This is a genomic window from uncultured Campylobacter sp. (genome assembly GCF_938045595.1).
Taxonomy (GTDB): Bacteria; Campylobacterota; Campylobacteria; order Campylobacterales; family Campylobacteraceae; genus Campylobacter_B.
On the sequence record NZ_CALIBB010000247.1, the window covers coordinates 1 to 17,641 of the forward strand.

The following is a 17,641-nucleotide window of genomic DNA, read 5'->3' on the forward strand; positions in this document are numbered from 1 at the left end:
AGAGAAGCAAGAGCAAGAAAAGGCATACAAAGAGTATGAGAAAAATCTTGCCGAGCGATTTGCAACAAGCGAAGATGGCGAGTTTGAACTCAGCGACGGCGAAAGCAAGGAGTGGGAATATTTAAATAAGTCCCACCAAAGCATGGAGATCGACGAGCAAGACGAGCCTAACACCGACTCATAGCCCAAAAGCTATGAGTAAACGACAGATGTAAGGATAAAAAAATGGCAACAGAACAAGAGAAAAAGAGTTGGGAGCAAATGAGTAATGTTGAGAAAAAAGAGAGCTTTGATAAATACATGAAATATAAGCTCTTCGAAGCCCACAAGACCGCAAAAGCGGACTGGCAAAGGGATATGAGTAAGGAAGAAGTAGACAATACTATGCCTTACAATGCCCTAACCGGCAAGACGTACTCAAGAGAGACTAGCATGCTTTTAAGGGCTGAAATGGCTATAAGAGGCTATGAAAAAGCGCAGTTCGTAACGATGGAGCAAGGAAATGCAATGGGTGGGGTACTCAAGCTCAAGCACGACGAGCAAACCGGTGAAATTTTAAAGACCAAAAACGGCCTGCAGGCAAGAGTCGAGGGCGTCAAAATGCTTTATATCGCAGATCATGAAATGAGACCTAAATTAGACAAAAACGGCAACGAAGTTATAGCGACCGTAAAAGATAAGGAGGGAAACGTTAGATTTGACGAAAATACCGGCAAAGCGATTACATACGTTGTTAAGGAAAAAATCCCGATTAAACCGCGATTGGAGACGAAAACGCTCTATCACGTAAGCCAATTCGACGGGCTAAATGAAGAAAAAATCAAAGAGCGGGATCTAACGGCAATACAAAACTACCGAGAAGCCGCAAAAGACCAAGCATATGAAGCAAGGGTCGACTATGGCAAAACTTTGGGAATAGGTGGAAATTTAGCTAAGCAGCTAAACAACCTAACTATGGCGCAAATCAAAGGCGTAGATTATTATAATCCGGCACAAAGGCTTGATATGTCCAAAGAAGCCCAAAAAGCTAAGCAGCAGATCAAGCAACAATATAACAGCATAGAGCAAGGTAGATAGGTTAAGTCAAACTTAGGGTAGATCGGGGCGAAAGCCCCCGAATTTAAGGAATTAAAATGTTACTTGATTTTTTGAATTTTTTAGGCGTCAGCGGCGGGGCGACTGCCAAAAAGCGGCCCATAATCAATACGAAAAAGACAGCGGAAGAGTTTATCGTTGAGATGCAAAGCCCGTATTTTCAAGAGGAGATTACGACCGAGACGGTAATAAAAGACGATAAAAAAATAGAAATCAAAAAGATAAAAACTTCAGAACCAATAAATAACAACAAGGCATTAATATCAATAAAAACATATGAAAAAGATATAACAAGGATGTAAAATGGCTCAGCAGCAAGTAGCAAAAGTGCTTTTAACAGATAGTAACTGGATAAATAAGACTCAGGCCGTTATGCAAGAAAACGTGATGAGTTTATTTGAAAAATTTTATCAAGGGGCGCACGATTTAGTTTATTCAACCGCCTCGACGACGATCATAATTTTAATAGTTGTATTTTGGCTATTAAATAGGCTAAAAAATGGATATCCAACGCGAGAGGAGACATTTAATGCTATAAAATACATAATCAGGCTTTGCTTTATTTTTGCAGTTCTTAGTTCATTTGAAGCATATACGGGCGCTTTATACTTCCTAACTATACCTGAAAATACGATAACTGCGACGGTGAGCTCGATTTTTCAGAGTCAAGATTTCGGAACGATTGTAACGGAATCGGCCAATAGGGTGGATAATTTAAGAGCTTTAATGTGGGACTATGGAACAAAAACTTATTTAAAATCACAAGAATGGTCATTTTTGGGGTTAAGCTTTAATGGTCCGAGTGATTATATAATGGCAGGGGTTGTAACGGCATTTTTAATGATCCCGTTTTGGATATTTTACCTAGTATTTTTTATTCTACTAATCGGCATCACGATCGTTATATTTTTTAGCAAATTCGTGGCATTTTTGATATTAAGCACGCTGCCATTGGTGCTGCCATTTTTGATAACGCCGCGCTTTTTGCCGTATTTATGGAGCTGGTACAAGCTATACCTATCATACGCCATCATCGCTCCTTTGGCATTTATAGCCCTAAATTTAGCAATGAATCCGATCATAGAGCTTGAGAAATATCAAAACGTCATAGGCGAATTATTTATAAAGCAGTTTGAATATTTGATTACTGGAGCAATTACTTGCATAACTGCGCTTTTCATAATCAGAAAAATACCAAATTGGATAAATGCGGTACTGGGAACACAGATGGAAAGTGGAGCGGGCGGAGTAGTCGCAGGCGCGGTAGCTGGTGGTATACTTGGAAAAACTTTACTGGGCGGGCTAGCTAGAAAAGCAACCGGCGGTAGCTTTATCGGTGGGGCACTGCAAAGCTTTGGTAGAGCAACCGGCGGAAGAGCAGTAGGGCAAATTACAAAAGCAGGAATAGATGCAAGCGTAAATCTTGGAAAAGATATAGGCAAGGGCTCAAAAATGCTAGCGAAGGGCGCCTACGACGTATATAAAACGTTTCGCGGCGGATACGCGGTGCCGTAAGGCTAAAATTTAGAAAATTTTTTAAAAGGGGTAAAAATGTTTGCACAAGCTACGATCATAGGAAATTTGACCAAAGGCATTGAGCTTAGATACACGGCAAGCGGTATGGCCATAGGTAGTACTGCAATAGCCGCGTCGCACAAATTTAACGCGGCAAACGGCGAGAAGCGGGAAGAAACGTGCTTTATAGATGTCACTTTTATGGGTAAAAGCGCGGAAATAGCCAACCAATACCTGTCCAAAGGCTCAAGGATATTCATCGAAGGTAGACTAAAATTTGACCGATGGACGGACAATAGCGGACAAAACAGAAGCAAGCATAGCGTAATCGTCGATAAAATGATAATGATTGATACCAAAGATAGGCAAGAAGCTGGGCAAAACGAGCAAGCTCATCCTGCGCCGCAGATAGAAAACGAATATACAGATAACGCGCAAGACGCGCCATTCGACTAATAAATTTTTGAAGGAGTAAAAAATGAACCTAAATTACATAACAGGTACATACGACAATGTCCCATTCTCGCAGCTTAACAAAACGGCAAAAATTGTAATTTTGCAAGAAAGACTTACAAGGGAGTTTAAAGAAAATGAAGTAATGAAACATGTGCTTGAATCGTTTTTTATAATAGCCTATGATGGAAATGATGTTAACGTTTCTGATATTCAAAAAATTTATGACAATTTGACGGAAGAACAAATTATGCAGATACAAAGCATAATAAAAATAGCTTATAATGCAGCAGGTATGTAAAATGCAAAATGCGATAATCATTATTGAAAGTCCAAATAAATGCGACAAGATAGAACATATAACAGGTGCGAAGGTTTACGCCACAAAAGGGCATTTTAAAGAACTAGCAAAGGAGATAGTGGTCGATTATGTCGGCTATGAGCCGATATTTGAGATGAAAGAGCAAAGCAGGCATAGAATGAACGAAATTTTTAATGACTGCAAAGGCAAAGACGTCATCATAGCCACCGACCCGGATCGAGAAGGATACGGCATAGGCTACATGGTTTATGAGACGATTAAAAATGTCGCAAAAAGTGTAAAGCGCGCCGAGTTTCACGAAATAACCGAAAGCGGCATCGAAAAAGGGCTAGATAAAGCCGTGCCGTTTGCAAGCTCAAATTTAAAGGAATTCGATAGCTTTAAAGCACGAGCAGTAGGCGATAAGCTGGTGGGCTTTATCATGTCGCCCGCTTACATCAACAAGCTCAACGACAAAAATTTATCCGTCGGCCGAGTTCAAACGCCGGCACTTGCCTTGATCGTAAAAAGAGAGCTTGAAATAAAAGAATTTTTGGCAAGCCCTGCTTCAAAACAGATCGACTACAAAATCAAAGTAAAGCTAAAAACCGGCAGCGGCGTAGAATTTACGGCCGTTAACGATAATATTTTTATCTCAAAAGACGAAGCGAACGCAAAAATCGCCGAACTTGGCGGCAGCAGAGCAAAAGTCTATCAAATAGATACGAAACAAAGCCAAATCAAGCCGCAAGCTCCGTTTAGAACCAGTCAAATGCAAGAGACGGCAAATAAAAGACTAGGCTTTAGCTCGGATAAAACCATGAGCCTAGCTCAAAAGCTATTCGAAAAAGGCCTCATCACATATCATAGAACCGATAGCAATACCATATCGGACGAGTTTATAAATGAGGTGGAAGCTAAATTTAAAGGGCAAGAATGGTACGAGAAAAAAATATATAAAGCCGGCAGCCAAAGCCAAGCGGAGGCTCACGAAGCGATCCGTATAAGCCACGTACACGATTATGGCGAGATGGATGAGATCGCCGGGCGCGAAAGCCTAACGGATGACGAAAAATCGCTTTATGAGCTTATTTTTCTAAATTCAGTCCTAAGCCAAGCCAAGAATGCCGTAAACGAGAATAAAACATACGACATAGACATCAAAGCTCTAAGTTTTAAGGCTAAGACTGGCAAATGTATCTATAAAGGCTTTAAGGGGGCTTTAAAAGAGCAAGCGGACAATGAAGACGAGCAGGACAAAGAGGTGACGGAAATAGAGCTAAATTTAAATCAAGGCGATGAAGTCGAGGTGTTGGGCTTTGAGCTACAAGAAGTTAAAAAACAAGCTCCGCAACACTACAAGGAAAGCAATTTTATCTCCCTTTTAGAAAAAGAGGGTATCGGTAGACCAAGCACGTATGCGACGTTTCTACCTACGCTTTTAAAACGAGAATTCGTGATTATCGAGACCAAAGGCAAAAATCAAAACATAGTGGCCACGAATAAAGGTATAAGCTTCATCGAAAGCGTTAAAAAGGACGACGAGTGGATCACACAAAGCGAATTTACAAAGCAAATGGAAAGCGTACTAGACGAAATAAGCAGCGGTAAAGTAAATTATCTCGATTTCATAAAACCACTGCACGAAAAAATGGGCTTTAAAGAGCTAAGCAATGGCGAGACAAAACCGCCGAGTGCGGCTCAGCTGGACTTTGCGAAAAGCATAGCCTCAAATTTAAAAATAGCATTGCCGGACGGCATCGAAACGGACTGGAAAATTTGCTCGGATTTTATAAATAAGAATAAAGATAAGGCCATCCGTCCGCCGAGCGACAAACAAATCAAACTAGCGCAAGATCTAGCAAAAGATAAAAAGCTGGAGCTACCCAAAGGTTACGATACCGATCTGAAAATTTGTAAGGCGTTTATAGAAAAGGCATTGAAGAGGAAATAACATGGTTGTGGACAACACCGAAATCTTTTTTCGTGTTTGCCGTAAAACGACAATCGATAAAGAGCAAGATATAGCCGGGATTTATTTCGGTAAAAAATATAAGGATACGTTAAACCCTGTATTTTTTGACATTTTTAAAAAATACAGGAGAAACTTAGAAAGTCGTTATGAGTGTATTATCGGCAAAGATGATTTTATATGCTTTGCAACGCAAAATAAGAAAAAATTTATTAAAGAGTTTGGCGGCGTACGTTCGGAACTCGCTTCATTTTTAGAGCATTATTTAAATGATCCAGAAGCTGATTATTTTGAAATTTGCTTTTTAAAATCGTATTTCGATACAAAAAGCAAAACGGGACAAAAAGGGAAAGAATGAGCCAAATCTCAACCCAAAACGAGCTGATCGAGCAAGGCTGGATGGCGGATAAAGAAAAGAGGGCCAATGTATATTTTATGAAAGCCAAATACGAGATCGACGACGAGTTTTATACTAGCTTTGACGAGATCAGAGAAGAGCTGCGAGACTATAAAGCGCATTTTAAGGGCAAAATCGTGGTCTGCCCGTGCAATGACGGGAAAAATAGCAATTTTTATAGGTATTTCGCCCTAAATTTTAAAGCTTTTGAGCTAAAAAAGCTGATTACGACGACATTTAACGTCAACGAGCCAAGCTCGAAAGGCACGAAAATAGAGATCACGAGTGACGGCATGAGCGAAACGCAGTTGCGCGGTCGGGGCGACTTTCGCAGTGACGAAGTAAAGGAGATAATCGCGCAGGCCGACATCGTCGTAACCAATCCACCCTTCTCCCTTTTTAGAGAGCTTATAGATATAGCCCAAAGTGGTCAAAAGAAATTTTTAATCGTAGGCGGAACGTATTCGATTACCTATAAAAAGATATTTGAGCTATACAAAAATAACCAAATTTGGCTAGGAAATCACCAAGTAAATATTTTTACTCGCCCGGACGGCAGCAAAAAGCGATTTAGCAACGTATCGTGGTTTACGAATTTAAAAAGCACAAAGCATCAAACCGGCGTAAGACTGATGAAAAAATACAAAGGCAATGAGCACGAATACCCGGAATACGATAACTACAAAATCATAGAAGTGACCAATTATAAAAACATACCGATCGACTATGATGGCGTAATCGGCGTGCCCCTTACGTTCTTTTTACGGCACAACCCGGCGCAGTTTCATATACTAGGCTGCGATTTTGAGATCAAGGAAAAATACCCTGAGCTAGTTAAACAAAGCTACACCAAAAGCAATACGAAATCAGCAGTCCTAAACGGGCAAGAGCTATTTACCAGGATAATAATCCAGCGGATCAACGGCCTTAGACCTAGGACTAAGGTAATAAATCAAATTTAGGGAGTAAATTTACTTAAAACTATGAAGAAATCAAAGAAAGCAGAACTATTTAACAGTCCCATAAAGCGGTTTATGTGGGTATTTTTAACCATAAATTTGTTAGGGTTCGGCACGAATGCTATTTTATATTTTTTAAAACTACCCAACAGAGTGGAAACGATACTAAACGCGGACGCATTCTTTATAGCGCTAGCCGCAATCTGCTACATCGCATTTAACGCAATGCTTTATTTAATCATAAAAATGCACTTCTTACTATCGACCAGGAAAGAGTAAAAATTTATAAAACTTTATTGCTATTTTTATGTAATTTTATCTAAAATATATCTTTTATTTTTGATATTTTTTCATAAAATAGTATTTTAACAATATATATTTTATTATTTATTAAGTTTAAGGCGATATAATCATTTTAAATTTTTACGCAAAGGAAAAGTTATGATCGTATCGATTTGTAACGAGAAAGGCGGCAGCGGAAAAAGCACGCTTGCCACGAATATAGCCATAAATCAAGGCATAGTAAAAGGCGAACCGCTTTTGCTATTAGATACCGACCCGCAAAAGTCGATTGCTACGTTTCTAAATATAAGAAACGAAGAAGGGCATCCGAAAGCATTTGATTTCGCCTACAAATACGGCGAAAATTTAAAAGAATTTTTGCAAAGCATAGATCGCAGCAAAGACATAGTCATAGACACCGGCGGCCGGGATAGCAGAGAAATGCGAATAGCCATCGCACTTAGCGATATCTTAATAATTCCGACCATTCCAAGCCAGTTTGACGTAAGCGTCCTAGATAAAATGGTCAATATCGTTAAAATGGCCAAAGAGCAAAACGAAAGGCTGCAAGCCTATATCGTGATCAACCGAGCCTCGACCAACCCGTTTTTATACAAGAAGATAGACAGCTTAAAAGCATTTATCGAGGAGCTCCAAGAAGATTATATAAGGCTGGCCAATACGATCATATTTGAGCGCGAGCGCTACAAAATAGCCACGCAGCTAGGCTACGGCGTAGTCGAGATGAACGACGGCAACAAGGCGGAGCAAGAAATCAAGAATTTATGCGAAGAGATATTTTTAAAAGGGTGAAAAATGAGCATCATATACGTATGCGATAGCTGCGGCGCACGTAGCGAGGATGACGTCAAAATTTATGAATTAGGAAAAGATGTCAAAGAATACACAGGCATAGATGAATACGATCACTTGTGTAGAGGGTGTTTTAATGAACTGAACGAGGAAAAAGACCTGCGCATAGTAGGCAACCAAATCAAAGTTAAAAAAGGGGATAAAAAATGATAGACAAGGAAACAATAATAGCCGGAAGAACAAGGACTCAAAAACCGGAACTCGAATTTAAAGCCAGCGGTCGCGTTATAGCGCCGCCCAAAAAAGTTTCCGATTGGGTCGGTTGTCTTGTAAGAAGCAAATTTGAGACGTCCACTCAGCTTGCCACTTTTAAGCCGGGTACGATTTTCATCATAAAAAGTAGCGGTTTGACAAAAGCGCTTGAAACATTGCCGTGCGAGCGCTGCGGCATTCGCGCCACCATGAGGATCGTAGAGAGCGCCGATGCCTTTATGAAGCAGTTTGAATTTTTAGATAAAGACGGCGACTGATAGTAGACGAGATAAGAAAACAAATATCGTAAGGCGATAAATTTATAATTTTTATCGCTTTTTTAGTATAAATTTAGGAAATTTATTATTTTTAGTTTTGCGAAAAATTAAAAATAATGCTATTTTAATTTTTAATATTTTATTTTTTATTAATATTAAGAGATTAGAATTTTAAAAAATAAAAGGGAAGAAAATGGACTTTAAAAGAGCAAGCAACTCTACGGACAAGCTAGAGGAATTTATAGCTGGGGCGGACACGCAAAAAGAAGCGCCGGCAAAAAAGAGCAAAGTGGCGATAGGGACGAAATTCTCAAAGGAACTGGCCGTAAAAATACGAAAAAAATATCCGACGTATACGCTGGCCAAATTTATAGAGCTCGCCCTAACGACGCCGATACCGCATATAAAAGACGATGTGCTGATAACAATTTATGATCAGGCCAAATGGTTCAACACCAGCATGAGCGAGTTTGTGCGGTTCAAAATGGGGCTTATCGAGGCGCCGCAGCCAAACGATCCAAAGGACGTGCAGCATATAAAAAATTATATCGTATTCGTAAGTGATTCCAAGAAAGAGAAAATAAGGCAGATCGCAGAGAGCCTAGAAGTAAGCATCCTGACGTATTCAGACGTTAAAATTTTAGCCACATACGAGCTAAAGGATATTTTTACCTTTGACGAACTGATGCAGTTTAAAGCCGAAGCGAACAACTACGACTTAGATACGGACGAATACATCGCTATGAGAATAAGAGGATAGCGCAGAACCCGGCAATTTATTTGTACCGGGAATGCGTTGCTTTAAGATAATTTTAAGTCCATAGAAGCCCTGTAAGCGACGATGAGGATCAAAGCGATAGGGTTATGCACCCAAAGCGACAAGAGGCGCAGTTTTAAGCCCCTATTCTTTCCGTTTTTTCATTCAAAATAAATTTGAACGAGTAGCCGACCACCGCTTTTTTATTGCCGTCAGCTATTCTTTTCTCAAAAAGAAGTTTTTTGAAATAACTTTCATTTAATTCGTTTATAGACGGATTAATTACAAAGCGATCCAAATCGGAAGCGTTATATTTGGCCGGCGCGCTCATAAATCTTTCAAAGTCGTCTCTATTAAAATTTACACACTTAAAGCCGTCTTTATCGGCTTTTACGTTTTCGTATTGATGCAGGAGTCGATATAAAGTCTTGGCAAATTTGCCCTTAATCGCAACAAAGTTGTTTAAATCTATTTTCATAAATTTAAGGGTACTGAATAAAATCTCAAGAGCAACCGGGTTTAATCTAAAACTTAATGATTGCTTATTTCTAAAAATTCGAATATCCGTAAAAAATACGCCTACGGTAGTTATTTCATCATCTTCGGTAATTTCGACGCTCCTATAGATGGCAGCGCCGTCTTGCCCTAGAACTTTGGCTCTAAAATTCTTTACTTCATCGTTAAATCTGGTTTTATTCAGGCCGGACGGCATAAATCTACAAATTTCAGAGTAAGGCATTTCAATAAATTTGGCATTTTCAACATAGCCCATCTGCTTTGCATACCAGCAGATCGTAAAGAAAATATCATAATCCCTAGCCGTGAAATTAACCGGGAACAACACAGAGTTCATTTTGTTTCGAAAGACAAGCGTGCCGCTCTTTTCGGCTTTAACAACTCTACTGGCTTTTAACACGAAATCACCTTCCTCAAAATAGAAAGAAATTTCACTCATGTCTATACCTCGCAGTTTAAAGATTTAACTGCTATAATAGAGTAAATTTAATGTGTTGCGACTTAAATTTTAAAATTTAGCTCTAAAACGAGAGCCTGCCTTTTAGTCTAAATTTTTATCAAGATATATGCGAGTAGACCCGCTACATTCAAAATGCTTGTTTTAATTTAAAATTTTTTATCCGCGCTCTTTGCGCCTAAATTTCTTAAAAATTCCGCGTATTCCGCCGCGCCTTTTTCTATCTGCGTGACACTACTTTCGTAATCCATGCCCGGCGTCTCCTCGGCGCCGTAAAACGCGAAAAATCCGCGCCAATCGGCGTGAAAATAGTAGCGGAATGCCAGCTCAAACGGCGCTAAAATCTGCTCCATCGTGAAATGATATCGCCCGCTAGGCGCGTAGTCGGCGCGCTTGATGCCCGCGCTCACCGCCAGCGCCACGGCACGCCCGCGCATACCCTCGCTCGTGCGCCCGTAGGCAAATCCATACGTCATCGTCGCATCGATCCAGCTTTTTAAAATCGCGGGCGAGGAGAAATTGTGCAGCGGAAATTGCAGCACCAGCGCGTCGTGGGCTTTGATTATCGCGCGTTCGCGCTCGCCGTCTATCTCGCCACTAGGATACTCGCGTGCTAGGTCGCGCACGGCAAAATTTTGCGCGGCAGCCTCTTTTAAAAACCGCTTGTTTATGAGCGAATTTTCGATGTCGGGGTGAGCTAGAATGATTAAGCTTTTCATATTTTTCCTTTAAAATTTTGGTTTGGGGCGATAAAATTTGCCGCCAAAATCGCAGATATAGCCCCGCTTTGAAATTTTATTTTCAAATGAGCGGCAGAATTCTAAGGCAAAATTTCAAAGCGAAATTTTAATGCCGAAGCTTCGGCGCTTAAATTTGACGCCGAAATTCCGTAGCAAATTTCAGCGCATAAATTTCATAATTAAAGCTTAGCGCCCAAATGCGCCGGAGTTCTGCTTCAAAATACCACTTAGCGCTTTACTTCCCCGCAGCTAGCAGATCCGCGAGCACCTTTGCGGCGTGATCCTTTGCCTTGACGCTTTTATAGACCTTTAAAATTTTGCCGTCCGCACCGATCAGAAAGGTCGAGCGCACGATGCCCAGATACTCGCGCCCGTAGTTTTTGCGCACCTGCCACGCGCCGTATAGCTTGGCTACCTCGTGCTGCGGATCGCTCAGCAGGATGTGCTTTAGGCTCTGCTTGGCGATGAAGTCCGCGTGGGATTTGGCGCTGTCGGGGCTGATGCCGACGATCACGCAGTCTGCGGCGATGAAATCATCGTACGCGGCGCTAAATTCGCACGCTTCGGTCGTGCAGCCGGGGGTGTTATCCTTGGGGTAAAAATACAGCGCGACCTTTTTTCCCGCAAAGTCCTTTAGCGCGACGCTCGCGCCGTCGGCGTTTTGCAGCGTAAAGGCGGGCGCTACGTCTCCTGCTTGCAGCGTGATTTTGCGCTCGCGATCCTCTGCGCTAAACTCGCCTTCGATCTGTGTTTTTCTCTGCATATCGTGTCCTTTTTTGAAATTTTCGGGCTCGTAGCCCAAATCGCGGCTAAATTTTAATCTTTTTTCATAAATTTATCCTTGCTTGGATGAAATTTTGCCCCGCGCGGCAGCTGCATGTGAAACGAGCTGCGCGAAGAGGCTTAAATTTAGCGGCTCGTGATATAATTTTGCGCGAGCTAAATTTAAAACTCGCCCGCGGCGAACAGATTTATAAAATTTACGCTCGGTGCGCGCAAAGGAGAAAAATGGCACGGCTAGAACTCAGGACCGAAATTTTATGGCGGAAGCGACTTAAAAACGGCATATTTGACGCCATCGCGCCTACGCAGGATCCGTTCTGCGCGGACGTATTTTACGTCGCGGACGGTTGGGGCAGCGCATACGCCTCTATGCGCCTGCGCCGCATGAGCTTTGCTACGGGCGAGGAAACGGCTAACGCGCTGCTTCGAAACGCCGTGCGCTGCATGCATTTTAGCGCGGACGCGCAGCATATTTTCGCCGTGACCGATAACAAAATTTACCGCCTGCACAGGGGCTCGCTACAGATAGATGAAAAATACGAAAAAGGCGTGCCCAAATACTCCGACTTCGTCGCGGGGGATGAGCAGGGCACGCTTGTTTTGCTAAACCGTTCGGGCGGCAGCGTTGCGGTCTTTAACTACGCGCAGGGCGGCGTGAGCAAAAAGCGACTAAAGGATGAGGGCTGTCGCCTGCTACTGCGCGGCAGCGGCGAGCGCTATCTCATCGCATCGCCGGTGCGGGGCTGCGTGCAGCGATACGATGTCGCAAAAGGTAGGGTCGAGGTACTCTTTGAGGTCGGTACCTTTGACGCCGCGCAGCTTGATAATGCGGGAAATTGGTACTTTCACCCCGCAATTTACGTCCCCGCTAAAATTTGCGACGGGCACGGAGAGGGCGCTCGGATGATTTTATCTGGTAAAATTTTAATGCTCGGCGCGGACGGAGCGCGGAAAGAGTGGGATACGGGAGTTAAATTTAAGCAGATACGCCTTAGTGTGGACGAAAAGTCGCTGCTTTTGCAGAGCGAAAACGGCGTTTGGCGCTTTTTGCCGAGCATCGGGCGGATCGTAAGCGAGACCCTTCTTAGCGAAGGCGAGCGGCTGGAAGCCTTTTTTGAGCAGCGAAATTTAATGCTTTGCAGTGTAAAAGAGGAGGGCGGACAAAGCCTCATCGCCAGACAAATTTTAGAATTTTAAGCGAGCGCAGGAGTTTGCTTTGCGACGCGGGCGTGAAAGCGTTTTTGGCGCGCGATAGCCGGTAGATAACCCGTGTATCGGCGATAGCTTTGCTGCGGAGTGAAAACACTTTTAGCGTGCGATAGTGCGCATTGCGACGGCGCGACGACGTATTTTGCCGCAGAGCTATGGCGCGACGGGCACAATTGCGCTTTGGCGGCGCCTTTTAGCCTGCGAGCGAGCGGGAGATTTATCGCGGCGGCTCTTGGCGCAGCCGGCGTGAGCGACGCGGACTACGACAAGGCTCTAGCCTCTGCGCGTGCGCAAGAGATCCTAAAAACATGAGACGAGAGCTACGACGCGGCGGTGCTGTAGGGCATGCCGGCGTTCGTCGTCGGCGGTAAGTATCTGCTAAACGTGCAGGCGCTCGGCTCAGTGGATGCTATGACCGAAGCGCTCAAAGAATTGTTGGTGAAATAATGGACTACAATATCGCAAATAAGGGCTTTGTCTGTTTTGTGTATAGCTTGCAGCGAAGGCGGGCGTTTTGGGCGGCGTTGTTTGCAGTTTTGGCGGTCAAATTTATCTTGTGCGAGCTGTTTTTAGGTGGCGCGGCAGCCGACGCGCTCGTGGTGAAGCTGCGCTTTGCGACGTTTCTTAGCTCGCGAGCGAGCGTGACGGTCGGTGTATTTAGTCGCTCGCAAAGCCTCTCGTCGGTTTTATTTAGGCTCGCGCAGGCTACCGCTTGGCATACCGGCCTGATACGCGGCGCCGCTAAGCGAGATATTATCGCCGTTTTAAAATTTAATCGCTACGATTACCGCGCGAGCAGGGTCTGATCCCGCAAATTTCTGCTCCCTCGCGAGCAAAAAACGCCTCGCTTTCGCAAGCCCTCTTAATCTACTTTTAGCCTTTTGGTGATATAATTTTTCAAAATTTTAACGAAGGAGACAACATGAAAACGCTCGTGATCTTATCGCATCCGAATTTCGCCGCCTCGCGCGTAAACAAAGCCCTATCGCAGGTCGCAAAGGGCGCCGCCGGCGTAGAGGTACGCCATTTAGAGGGGTTTTACGGCTCGGACGTTGCGCGCATCGACGCTCGCGCCGAGCAAGAAGCGCTACGCGGCGCGGATCGTATCGTGTTTTTGTACCCGCTGTACTGGCTAAACGTGCCGCCTATGCTAAAAGCCTATCTCGACGCCGTTTTTTCGCACGAACTGGTGGGCTCTGGCGCGCTTAGGGGCAAGGTCCTGCAGCTCGCGCTAAGCGCTAGTACGCCGCTTAGCGAGTACTCCAAACAGGGTGCGATCGGCTATAGCATGGATGAAATTTTAACGCCGCTTAAGATCGCGGCAAACTACTGCGGGATGGACTTTGCCGTACCATTTATCAGCGGCGGATTTGAGCCCGGCGAGTTTAGCGACGATGCCGTAGATGCCGCAGCCGCACGCTTTGGCAAACTTTTACGAGGCGAGTTGAGCTCTAGCGAGTATCAAATTTAGCAAAGCAAATGCCCGCTACTCGCGGCGATGAGCCGAAATTTTACGAGGGCGAATTTTAGCCGCGAAACTGCCGCTTTTAACGAACCGATCGGCAAAAGCTCAAAGTGGATCGAAACACGCATGGATGGCTACGACTAATACGTGCGTGCACTCGTTGTGGCCGGTGTTGATTGCTTATAAGGTACAAGCGTGTTTAAACGGCGCGCATCGGCTAGCTAATGTTGTCATCTATGGAGGCACAAATGGGCGTTCGGCTCGAAGTCATCGGCGTAAAACTCATCGTGTTTATTTGCGCAAGAATGGTTAAATTTCGCAGCAAGTGGCAAAGTAGGGGTAATGAAGTGTGTGTCGTGATCTTTGGATCGGGTCTGGGTTTTGTGAAGCGGTCTCTGTCGCGCTTGGAGAGTTTAAATTTTAAAATTTACCGCATCGTGTAGTATTCTGCAAAATATCGCATCGCCGCCGCGAAAAGATATGCCGAGCCTTCCGCTGTAAAAGTGTGGTGATTGGTAATTACCGAGCAAAGTGGCGCCGTAGCAAGCGCGTAAAATATGAAAGCACATTGCTATAAGCGAGTAGGCAGAGTGAAGAGGAGGGGTCTGCGTTTCATAAATATCTCGCGTGAGTGGGCTTGCGTGCTGCATAGATGCAAAGCCTGCGCGAAACGTGCACTGCGGTAAAAGGTAAAATAGGGTAAGACCGCTCTTGGTGTGATTGGGGCTGGATGTCGCGCAGGGTGTAGCTGCGCGCATGAGAGAAAAGACCGCTTATAGCGTTATTTGGGCTGCTACGAAATTTGATTTATCAAAAGAGATTTTTGAAGAAGGAGCAGAATTTATAAAATTTTGCTCCTTGATTTTGTGATGTTTAAAGCGCGCGCATCGCTGTCGCACGCACCGTTACGCCTGATTATTTTACGCCGACGATGATTTGAGTAGCTTTTATGATCGCGGTTACTTCGTCGCCGACTGCTAGCGCCAAATTTTTAACGGAGCTGTTTGTGACGATCGCGCTTAAATTTTCGCCGCCTGCGGTTCTGACATCGATTTCAGCATTGATTGCGCCCTCTTTAACGGCGGTGATTTTGCCTTTTAGTTGATTTGCAGCACTTAGACGAAGATCATTTTCTCCCTTTGAAATGATGACATTCGGGGCTTTAAATAAAAATACCGCCTCTTTGCCTGCTTTTAAATCCAAAGTTTTTTCAGAATCGACCGTAACGGTCGCTTTTAGCACGTCGCCGCCTCTGGTTTTAGCTGTGATTAGCGAATTTACCGCACCTATTTTTACGTCGCTGATTACGACGTGAAGCTGATTTCTAGCACTTATTGCCATAGTTTCTCCTTGTGAAAAATTACGAGCAATGTTAGCGGCAAATCCTTAAATGAAATTTAAAAATGCCGGATGTAAGAAATTAATTTGATTTGTTGCGAATTTATATTAAGCCCACTTTTTAAATTCCTAGCTTGCATTATGAAAAATAGCGTTAAAAAATAGATGAAATTCTAAATTTGCATATATTAAATCGAGTTATTTTCCTTGAAATTTTATTTGCTTTTTATAAAATTCTGCGCTTTTTAGAGCTCTGACGCAAAATTTAGCGTTTGTTTTGCGCATCTGCGAAGTGTACATCCGGATGAAAATTTATCTCAAATTACGCCTGGCAAGGCTTTAATAGCGCTCCGCTTAAGCCTTGTTCGCTGAATTTTGCGCCTCGCACATCGGTTTTACGAGTGAATTGGCGAGCGAGGCGATTTTACATTTGCTTTAAAATTATGGCGAGCGGTGCGCTTTGAGCGCAAAATTTCAGCGCACCTTGTTTTGCAGAAAATCACGCAGAATCATCGCGTGGTTGCAGTGCTCGTCCTTTGCAGCGTATAGCAACGTGACGACTGGCTCGTTTTTAACCTTTTTCAAAAATTCAGCTACGGCGGGATTTTGCTCAAGCTCAGCTAAGTAAAGCTCCTTAAAATGGGCGAAATTCTCAGGCTTATGCGCGAAAAGCTTGCGTATTTCGGTGCTAGGCGTTATGTCCTTTGCCCACATATCAAGCTCCAGCGCGTCTTTTTTTATACCACGCGGCCATAGCCTATCGCATAGTACGCGAAATCCATCCTCTTTCTCCGCGCTCTCATAGACGCGCTTAATCTTGAATTCTGTCATAATCTGTTCCTTTAAATTCGTTAGTCTTTGATGAAATAATCGCCGTCGAAGCTTACGAGCGAGTATTTGCGCTCGCCCCCAAGCGCCTCTACGAGCTCCGGTACGCTAAGAAACGTGAGGCTGTCGGCGCCTATAAATTTGCAAATTTCATCCGTGCTCATATTTGCAGCGATCAGCTCACGCACGCTCGGTGTATCGATGCCGTAGCGCTCGGGATACTTCAGCTCCGGGCTTGCGATGCACATATGCACGCGCGCCGCGCCCGCGTGGCGCAGAAGCTCGACGATCTTTTTGCTCGTAGTACCGCGTACGATGCTATCGTCCACGACGACGACGCTTTTGCCGTGCAGTGCCGCGCCGATCGGGTTTAGTTTGAGTTTGACCTTTAAATTTCGCACCTCTTGCGTCGGCTCGATGAAGGTGCGGCCGATGTAGTGGTTGCGCACGATCGCCATCTCGAAGGGCAGCTTGCTCTCTTGCGCGAAACCAAGCGCCGCCGGCACGCCGCTATCGGGCACGGGCACGACGAAATCGGCTTTTAGCTCTTTACATTTTCGCGCAAGCGCCGCGCCCAGTTTTTTTCTGACTTCATATACGTTTTTGCCCTCTACGACGCTGTCTGGGCGCGCAAAGTAGATGTATTCAAACGCGCAAATTCTAGCCTCCGCAGCTTTTAAAATTTGAACCGAGCTGAACTCATCCTTGCCCTCTTCGAAGATCACCATCTCGCCGGGCTTTACGTCGCGGATGAACTCGGCTCCTACGAGATCAAACGCGCAGGTTTCGCTCGCGACGATGTAGCCGCCGTCTTTGAGCCTACCGATACTAAGCGGACGCACGCCGTAGCGATCGCGCACGGCAAACATCTTCGAGCGGCTTAAAATCAGAAGCGAATACGCGCCCACGCACTGCTGTAGCGCCTCGATGATACGGTCTTTTAGATGCTCCTGCTTGCTACGGGCGATGAGGTGCAGGATATTTTCGGTGTCCATGCCGGACTGAAAGATCGCCCCTTCGCTTACGAGCTTGCGGCGAATTTCGTCTTTATTGATCAAATTTCCGTTATGAACGATCGATATCTCTCCCAGAGCGTAGTTGCCGACTACCGGCTGCGCGTCCTTTAGGCTATCTGCGCCCGCGGTACCGTAGCGATTGTGGCCGATCGCGATATTGCCCTTTAAAAGCTCAAAACTCGCGGGGCTAAAAACCTCCGTCACGAGCCCTGTGG

Annotated in this window: 24 protein-coding genes; 18 read left to right on the forward strand and 6 right to left on the reverse strand. The window is 44.3% G+C overall.

Going from position 1 to position 17,641, the window contains the following annotated elements:
* The 13 genes from Q0340_RS09405 to Q0340_RS09465 all read left to right on the forward strand — a co-directional run.
* Positions 1-184 (forward strand): hypothetical protein (locus tag Q0340_RS09405; RefSeq protein ID WP_298083095.1); only part of this gene is annotated, 184 nt, incomplete at its 5' end.
* 41 nt (positions 185-225) lie between these two features.
* Entirely contained in the window at positions 226-1,077 is an 852-nt protein-coding gene (locus Q0340_RS09410; RefSeq protein ID WP_298083096.1) for an ArdC-like ssDNA-binding domain-containing protein, read from the forward strand.
* Between the two features lie 56 nt (positions 1,078-1,133).
* Positions 1,134-1,397, forward strand: coding sequence for a hypothetical protein (locus tag Q0340_RS09415; protein ID WP_298083097.1), 264 nt, complete (start codon positions 1,134-1,136; stop codon positions 1,395-1,397).
* A 1-nt stretch (position 1,398) separates the two neighbouring features.
* Positions 1,399-2,610: a type IV secretion system protein gene (locus Q0340_RS09420; protein WP_298024796.1), complete on the forward strand. Its 1,212-nt coding sequence runs from the start codon at positions 1,399-1,401 to the stop codon at positions 2,608-2,610.
* A gap of 36 nt (positions 2,611-2,646) precedes the next feature.
* Entirely contained in the window at positions 2,647-3,066 is a 420-nt protein-coding gene (gene ssb, locus Q0340_RS09425; RefSeq protein WP_297996648.1) for a single-stranded DNA-binding protein, read from the forward strand.
* 22 nt (positions 3,067-3,088) lie between these two features.
* A complete protein-coding gene (locus Q0340_RS09430) occupies positions 3,089-3,364 on the forward strand; it encodes a hypothetical protein (protein ID WP_297996647.1) in 276 nt (91 codons plus the stop codon).
* 1 nt (position 3,365) lies between these two features.
* Positions 3,366-5,318 carry a type IA DNA topoisomerase gene (locus Q0340_RS09435; RefSeq protein WP_297996645.1) on the forward strand — a complete coding sequence of 651 codons (1,953 nt, stop codon included), beginning with the start codon at positions 3,366-3,368 and terminating at the stop codon, positions 5,316-5,318.
* 1 nt (position 5,319) lies between these two features.
* Positions 5,320-5,694 (forward strand): hypothetical protein, encoded by a 375-nt coding sequence (locus tag Q0340_RS09440; RefSeq protein ID WP_297996643.1) that lies wholly within the window; start codon positions 5,320-5,322, stop codon positions 5,692-5,694.
* A complete protein-coding gene (locus tag Q0340_RS09445; RefSeq protein WP_297996641.1) occupies positions 5,691-6,695 on the forward strand; it encodes an adenine-specific methyltransferase EcoRI family protein in 1,005 nt (334 codons plus the stop codon). The genes Q0340_RS09440 and Q0340_RS09445 overlap by 4 nt, the downstream gene beginning before the upstream one ends.
* A 438-nt stretch (positions 6,696-7,133) precedes the next feature.
* The gene (locus tag Q0340_RS09450; protein WP_298083098.1) at positions 7,134-7,787 is read left to right on the forward strand and encodes an AAA family ATPase; all 654 of its coding nucleotides are present in this window, start codon (positions 7,134-7,136) and stop codon (positions 7,785-7,787) included.
* 3 nt (positions 7,788-7,790) lie between these two features.
* Positions 7,791-7,997, forward strand: a complete 207-nt coding sequence (locus tag Q0340_RS09455) for a hypothetical protein (RefSeq protein WP_298083099.1) — start codon at positions 7,791-7,793, stop codon at positions 7,995-7,997.
* Entirely contained in the window at positions 7,994-8,317 is a 324-nt protein-coding gene (locus tag Q0340_RS09460) for a hypothetical protein (RefSeq protein ID WP_297996003.1), read from the forward strand. The genes Q0340_RS09455 and Q0340_RS09460 overlap by 4 nt, the downstream gene beginning before the upstream one ends.
* 193 nt (positions 8,318-8,510) lie before the next feature.
* The gene (locus tag Q0340_RS09465; RefSeq protein ID WP_002950346.1) at positions 8,511-9,077 is read left to right on the forward strand and encodes a hypothetical protein; all 567 of its coding nucleotides are present in this window, start codon (positions 8,511-8,513) and stop codon (positions 9,075-9,077) included.
* Between the two features lie 133 nt (positions 9,078-9,210).
* Here the strand turns inward: Q0340_RS09465 and Q0340_RS09470 are convergent, their stop codons facing one another.
* The 3 genes from Q0340_RS09470 to bcp form a co-directional block, all read right to left on the reverse strand.
* The gene (locus Q0340_RS09470; protein ID WP_297995915.1) at positions 9,211-10,029 is read right to left on the reverse strand and encodes a replication initiation protein; all 819 of its coding nucleotides are present in this window, start codon (positions 10,027-10,029) and stop codon (positions 9,211-9,213) included.
* A 167-nt stretch (positions 10,030-10,196) separates the two neighbouring features.
* Positions 10,197-10,766 (reverse strand): NAD(P)H-dependent oxidoreductase, encoded by a 570-nt coding sequence (locus Q0340_RS09475; RefSeq protein ID WP_298083100.1) that lies wholly within the window; start codon positions 10,764-10,766, stop codon positions 10,197-10,199.
* Positions 10,767-11,022: 256 nt separating this feature from the next.
* The gene (gene bcp, locus Q0340_RS09480) at positions 11,023-11,550 is read right to left on the reverse strand and encodes a thioredoxin-dependent thiol peroxidase (RefSeq protein WP_298083101.1); all 528 of its coding nucleotides are present in this window, start codon (positions 11,548-11,550) and stop codon (positions 11,023-11,025) included.
* 245 nt (positions 11,551-11,795) lie between these two features.
* Here bcp and Q0340_RS09485 point away from each other — a divergent pair, with 245 nt between their 5' ends.
* The 5 genes from Q0340_RS09485 to Q0340_RS09505 all read left to right on the forward strand — a co-directional run bounded on the left by Q0340_RS09485 (position 11,796) and on the right by Q0340_RS09505 (position 14,687).
* Positions 11,796-12,767, forward strand: a complete 972-nt coding sequence (locus Q0340_RS09485; protein WP_298083102.1) for a hypothetical protein — start codon at positions 11,796-11,798, stop codon at positions 12,765-12,767.
* A gap of 99 nt (positions 12,768-12,866) precedes the next feature.
* Positions 12,867-13,091 carry a hypothetical protein gene (locus tag Q0340_RS09490; RefSeq protein WP_298083103.1) on the forward strand — a complete coding sequence of 75 codons (225 nt, stop codon included), beginning with the start codon at positions 12,867-12,869 and terminating at the stop codon, positions 13,089-13,091.
* 134 nt (positions 13,092-13,225) lie between these two features.
* Positions 13,226-13,585: a hypothetical protein gene (locus Q0340_RS09495; protein WP_298083104.1), complete on the forward strand. Its 360-nt coding sequence runs from the start codon at positions 13,226-13,228 to the stop codon at positions 13,583-13,585.
* 116 nt (positions 13,586-13,701) lie between these two features.
* The gene (locus tag Q0340_RS09500; protein WP_298083105.1) at positions 13,702-14,250 is read left to right on the forward strand and encodes an NAD(P)H-dependent oxidoreductase; all 549 of its coding nucleotides are present in this window, start codon (positions 13,702-13,704) and stop codon (positions 14,248-14,250) included.
* A gap of 242 nt (positions 14,251-14,492) precedes the next feature.
* A complete protein-coding gene (locus Q0340_RS09505; protein ID WP_298083106.1) occupies positions 14,493-14,687 on the forward strand; it encodes a hypothetical protein in 195 nt (64 codons plus the stop codon).
* 472 nt (positions 14,688-15,159) lie between these two features.
* Here the strand turns inward: Q0340_RS09505 and Q0340_RS09510 are convergent, their stop codons facing one another.
* From Q0340_RS09510 to purF, 3 genes are all read right to left on the reverse strand, one after another.
* Positions 15,160-15,585 (reverse strand): TOBE domain-containing protein, encoded by a 426-nt coding sequence (locus Q0340_RS09510; protein WP_298026483.1) that lies wholly within the window; start codon positions 15,583-15,585, stop codon positions 15,160-15,162.
* 471 nt (positions 15,586-16,056) lie between these two features.
* Positions 16,057-16,413, reverse strand: coding sequence for a DUF488 family protein (locus Q0340_RS09515; protein ID WP_298083107.1), 357 nt, complete (start codon positions 16,411-16,413; stop codon positions 16,057-16,059).
* Between the two features lie 20 nt (positions 16,414-16,433).
* A partial coding sequence (gene purF / locus Q0340_RS09520; protein ID WP_298083108.1) for an amidophosphoribosyltransferase occupies positions 16,434-17,641 on the reverse strand: 1,208 nt, incomplete at its 5' end.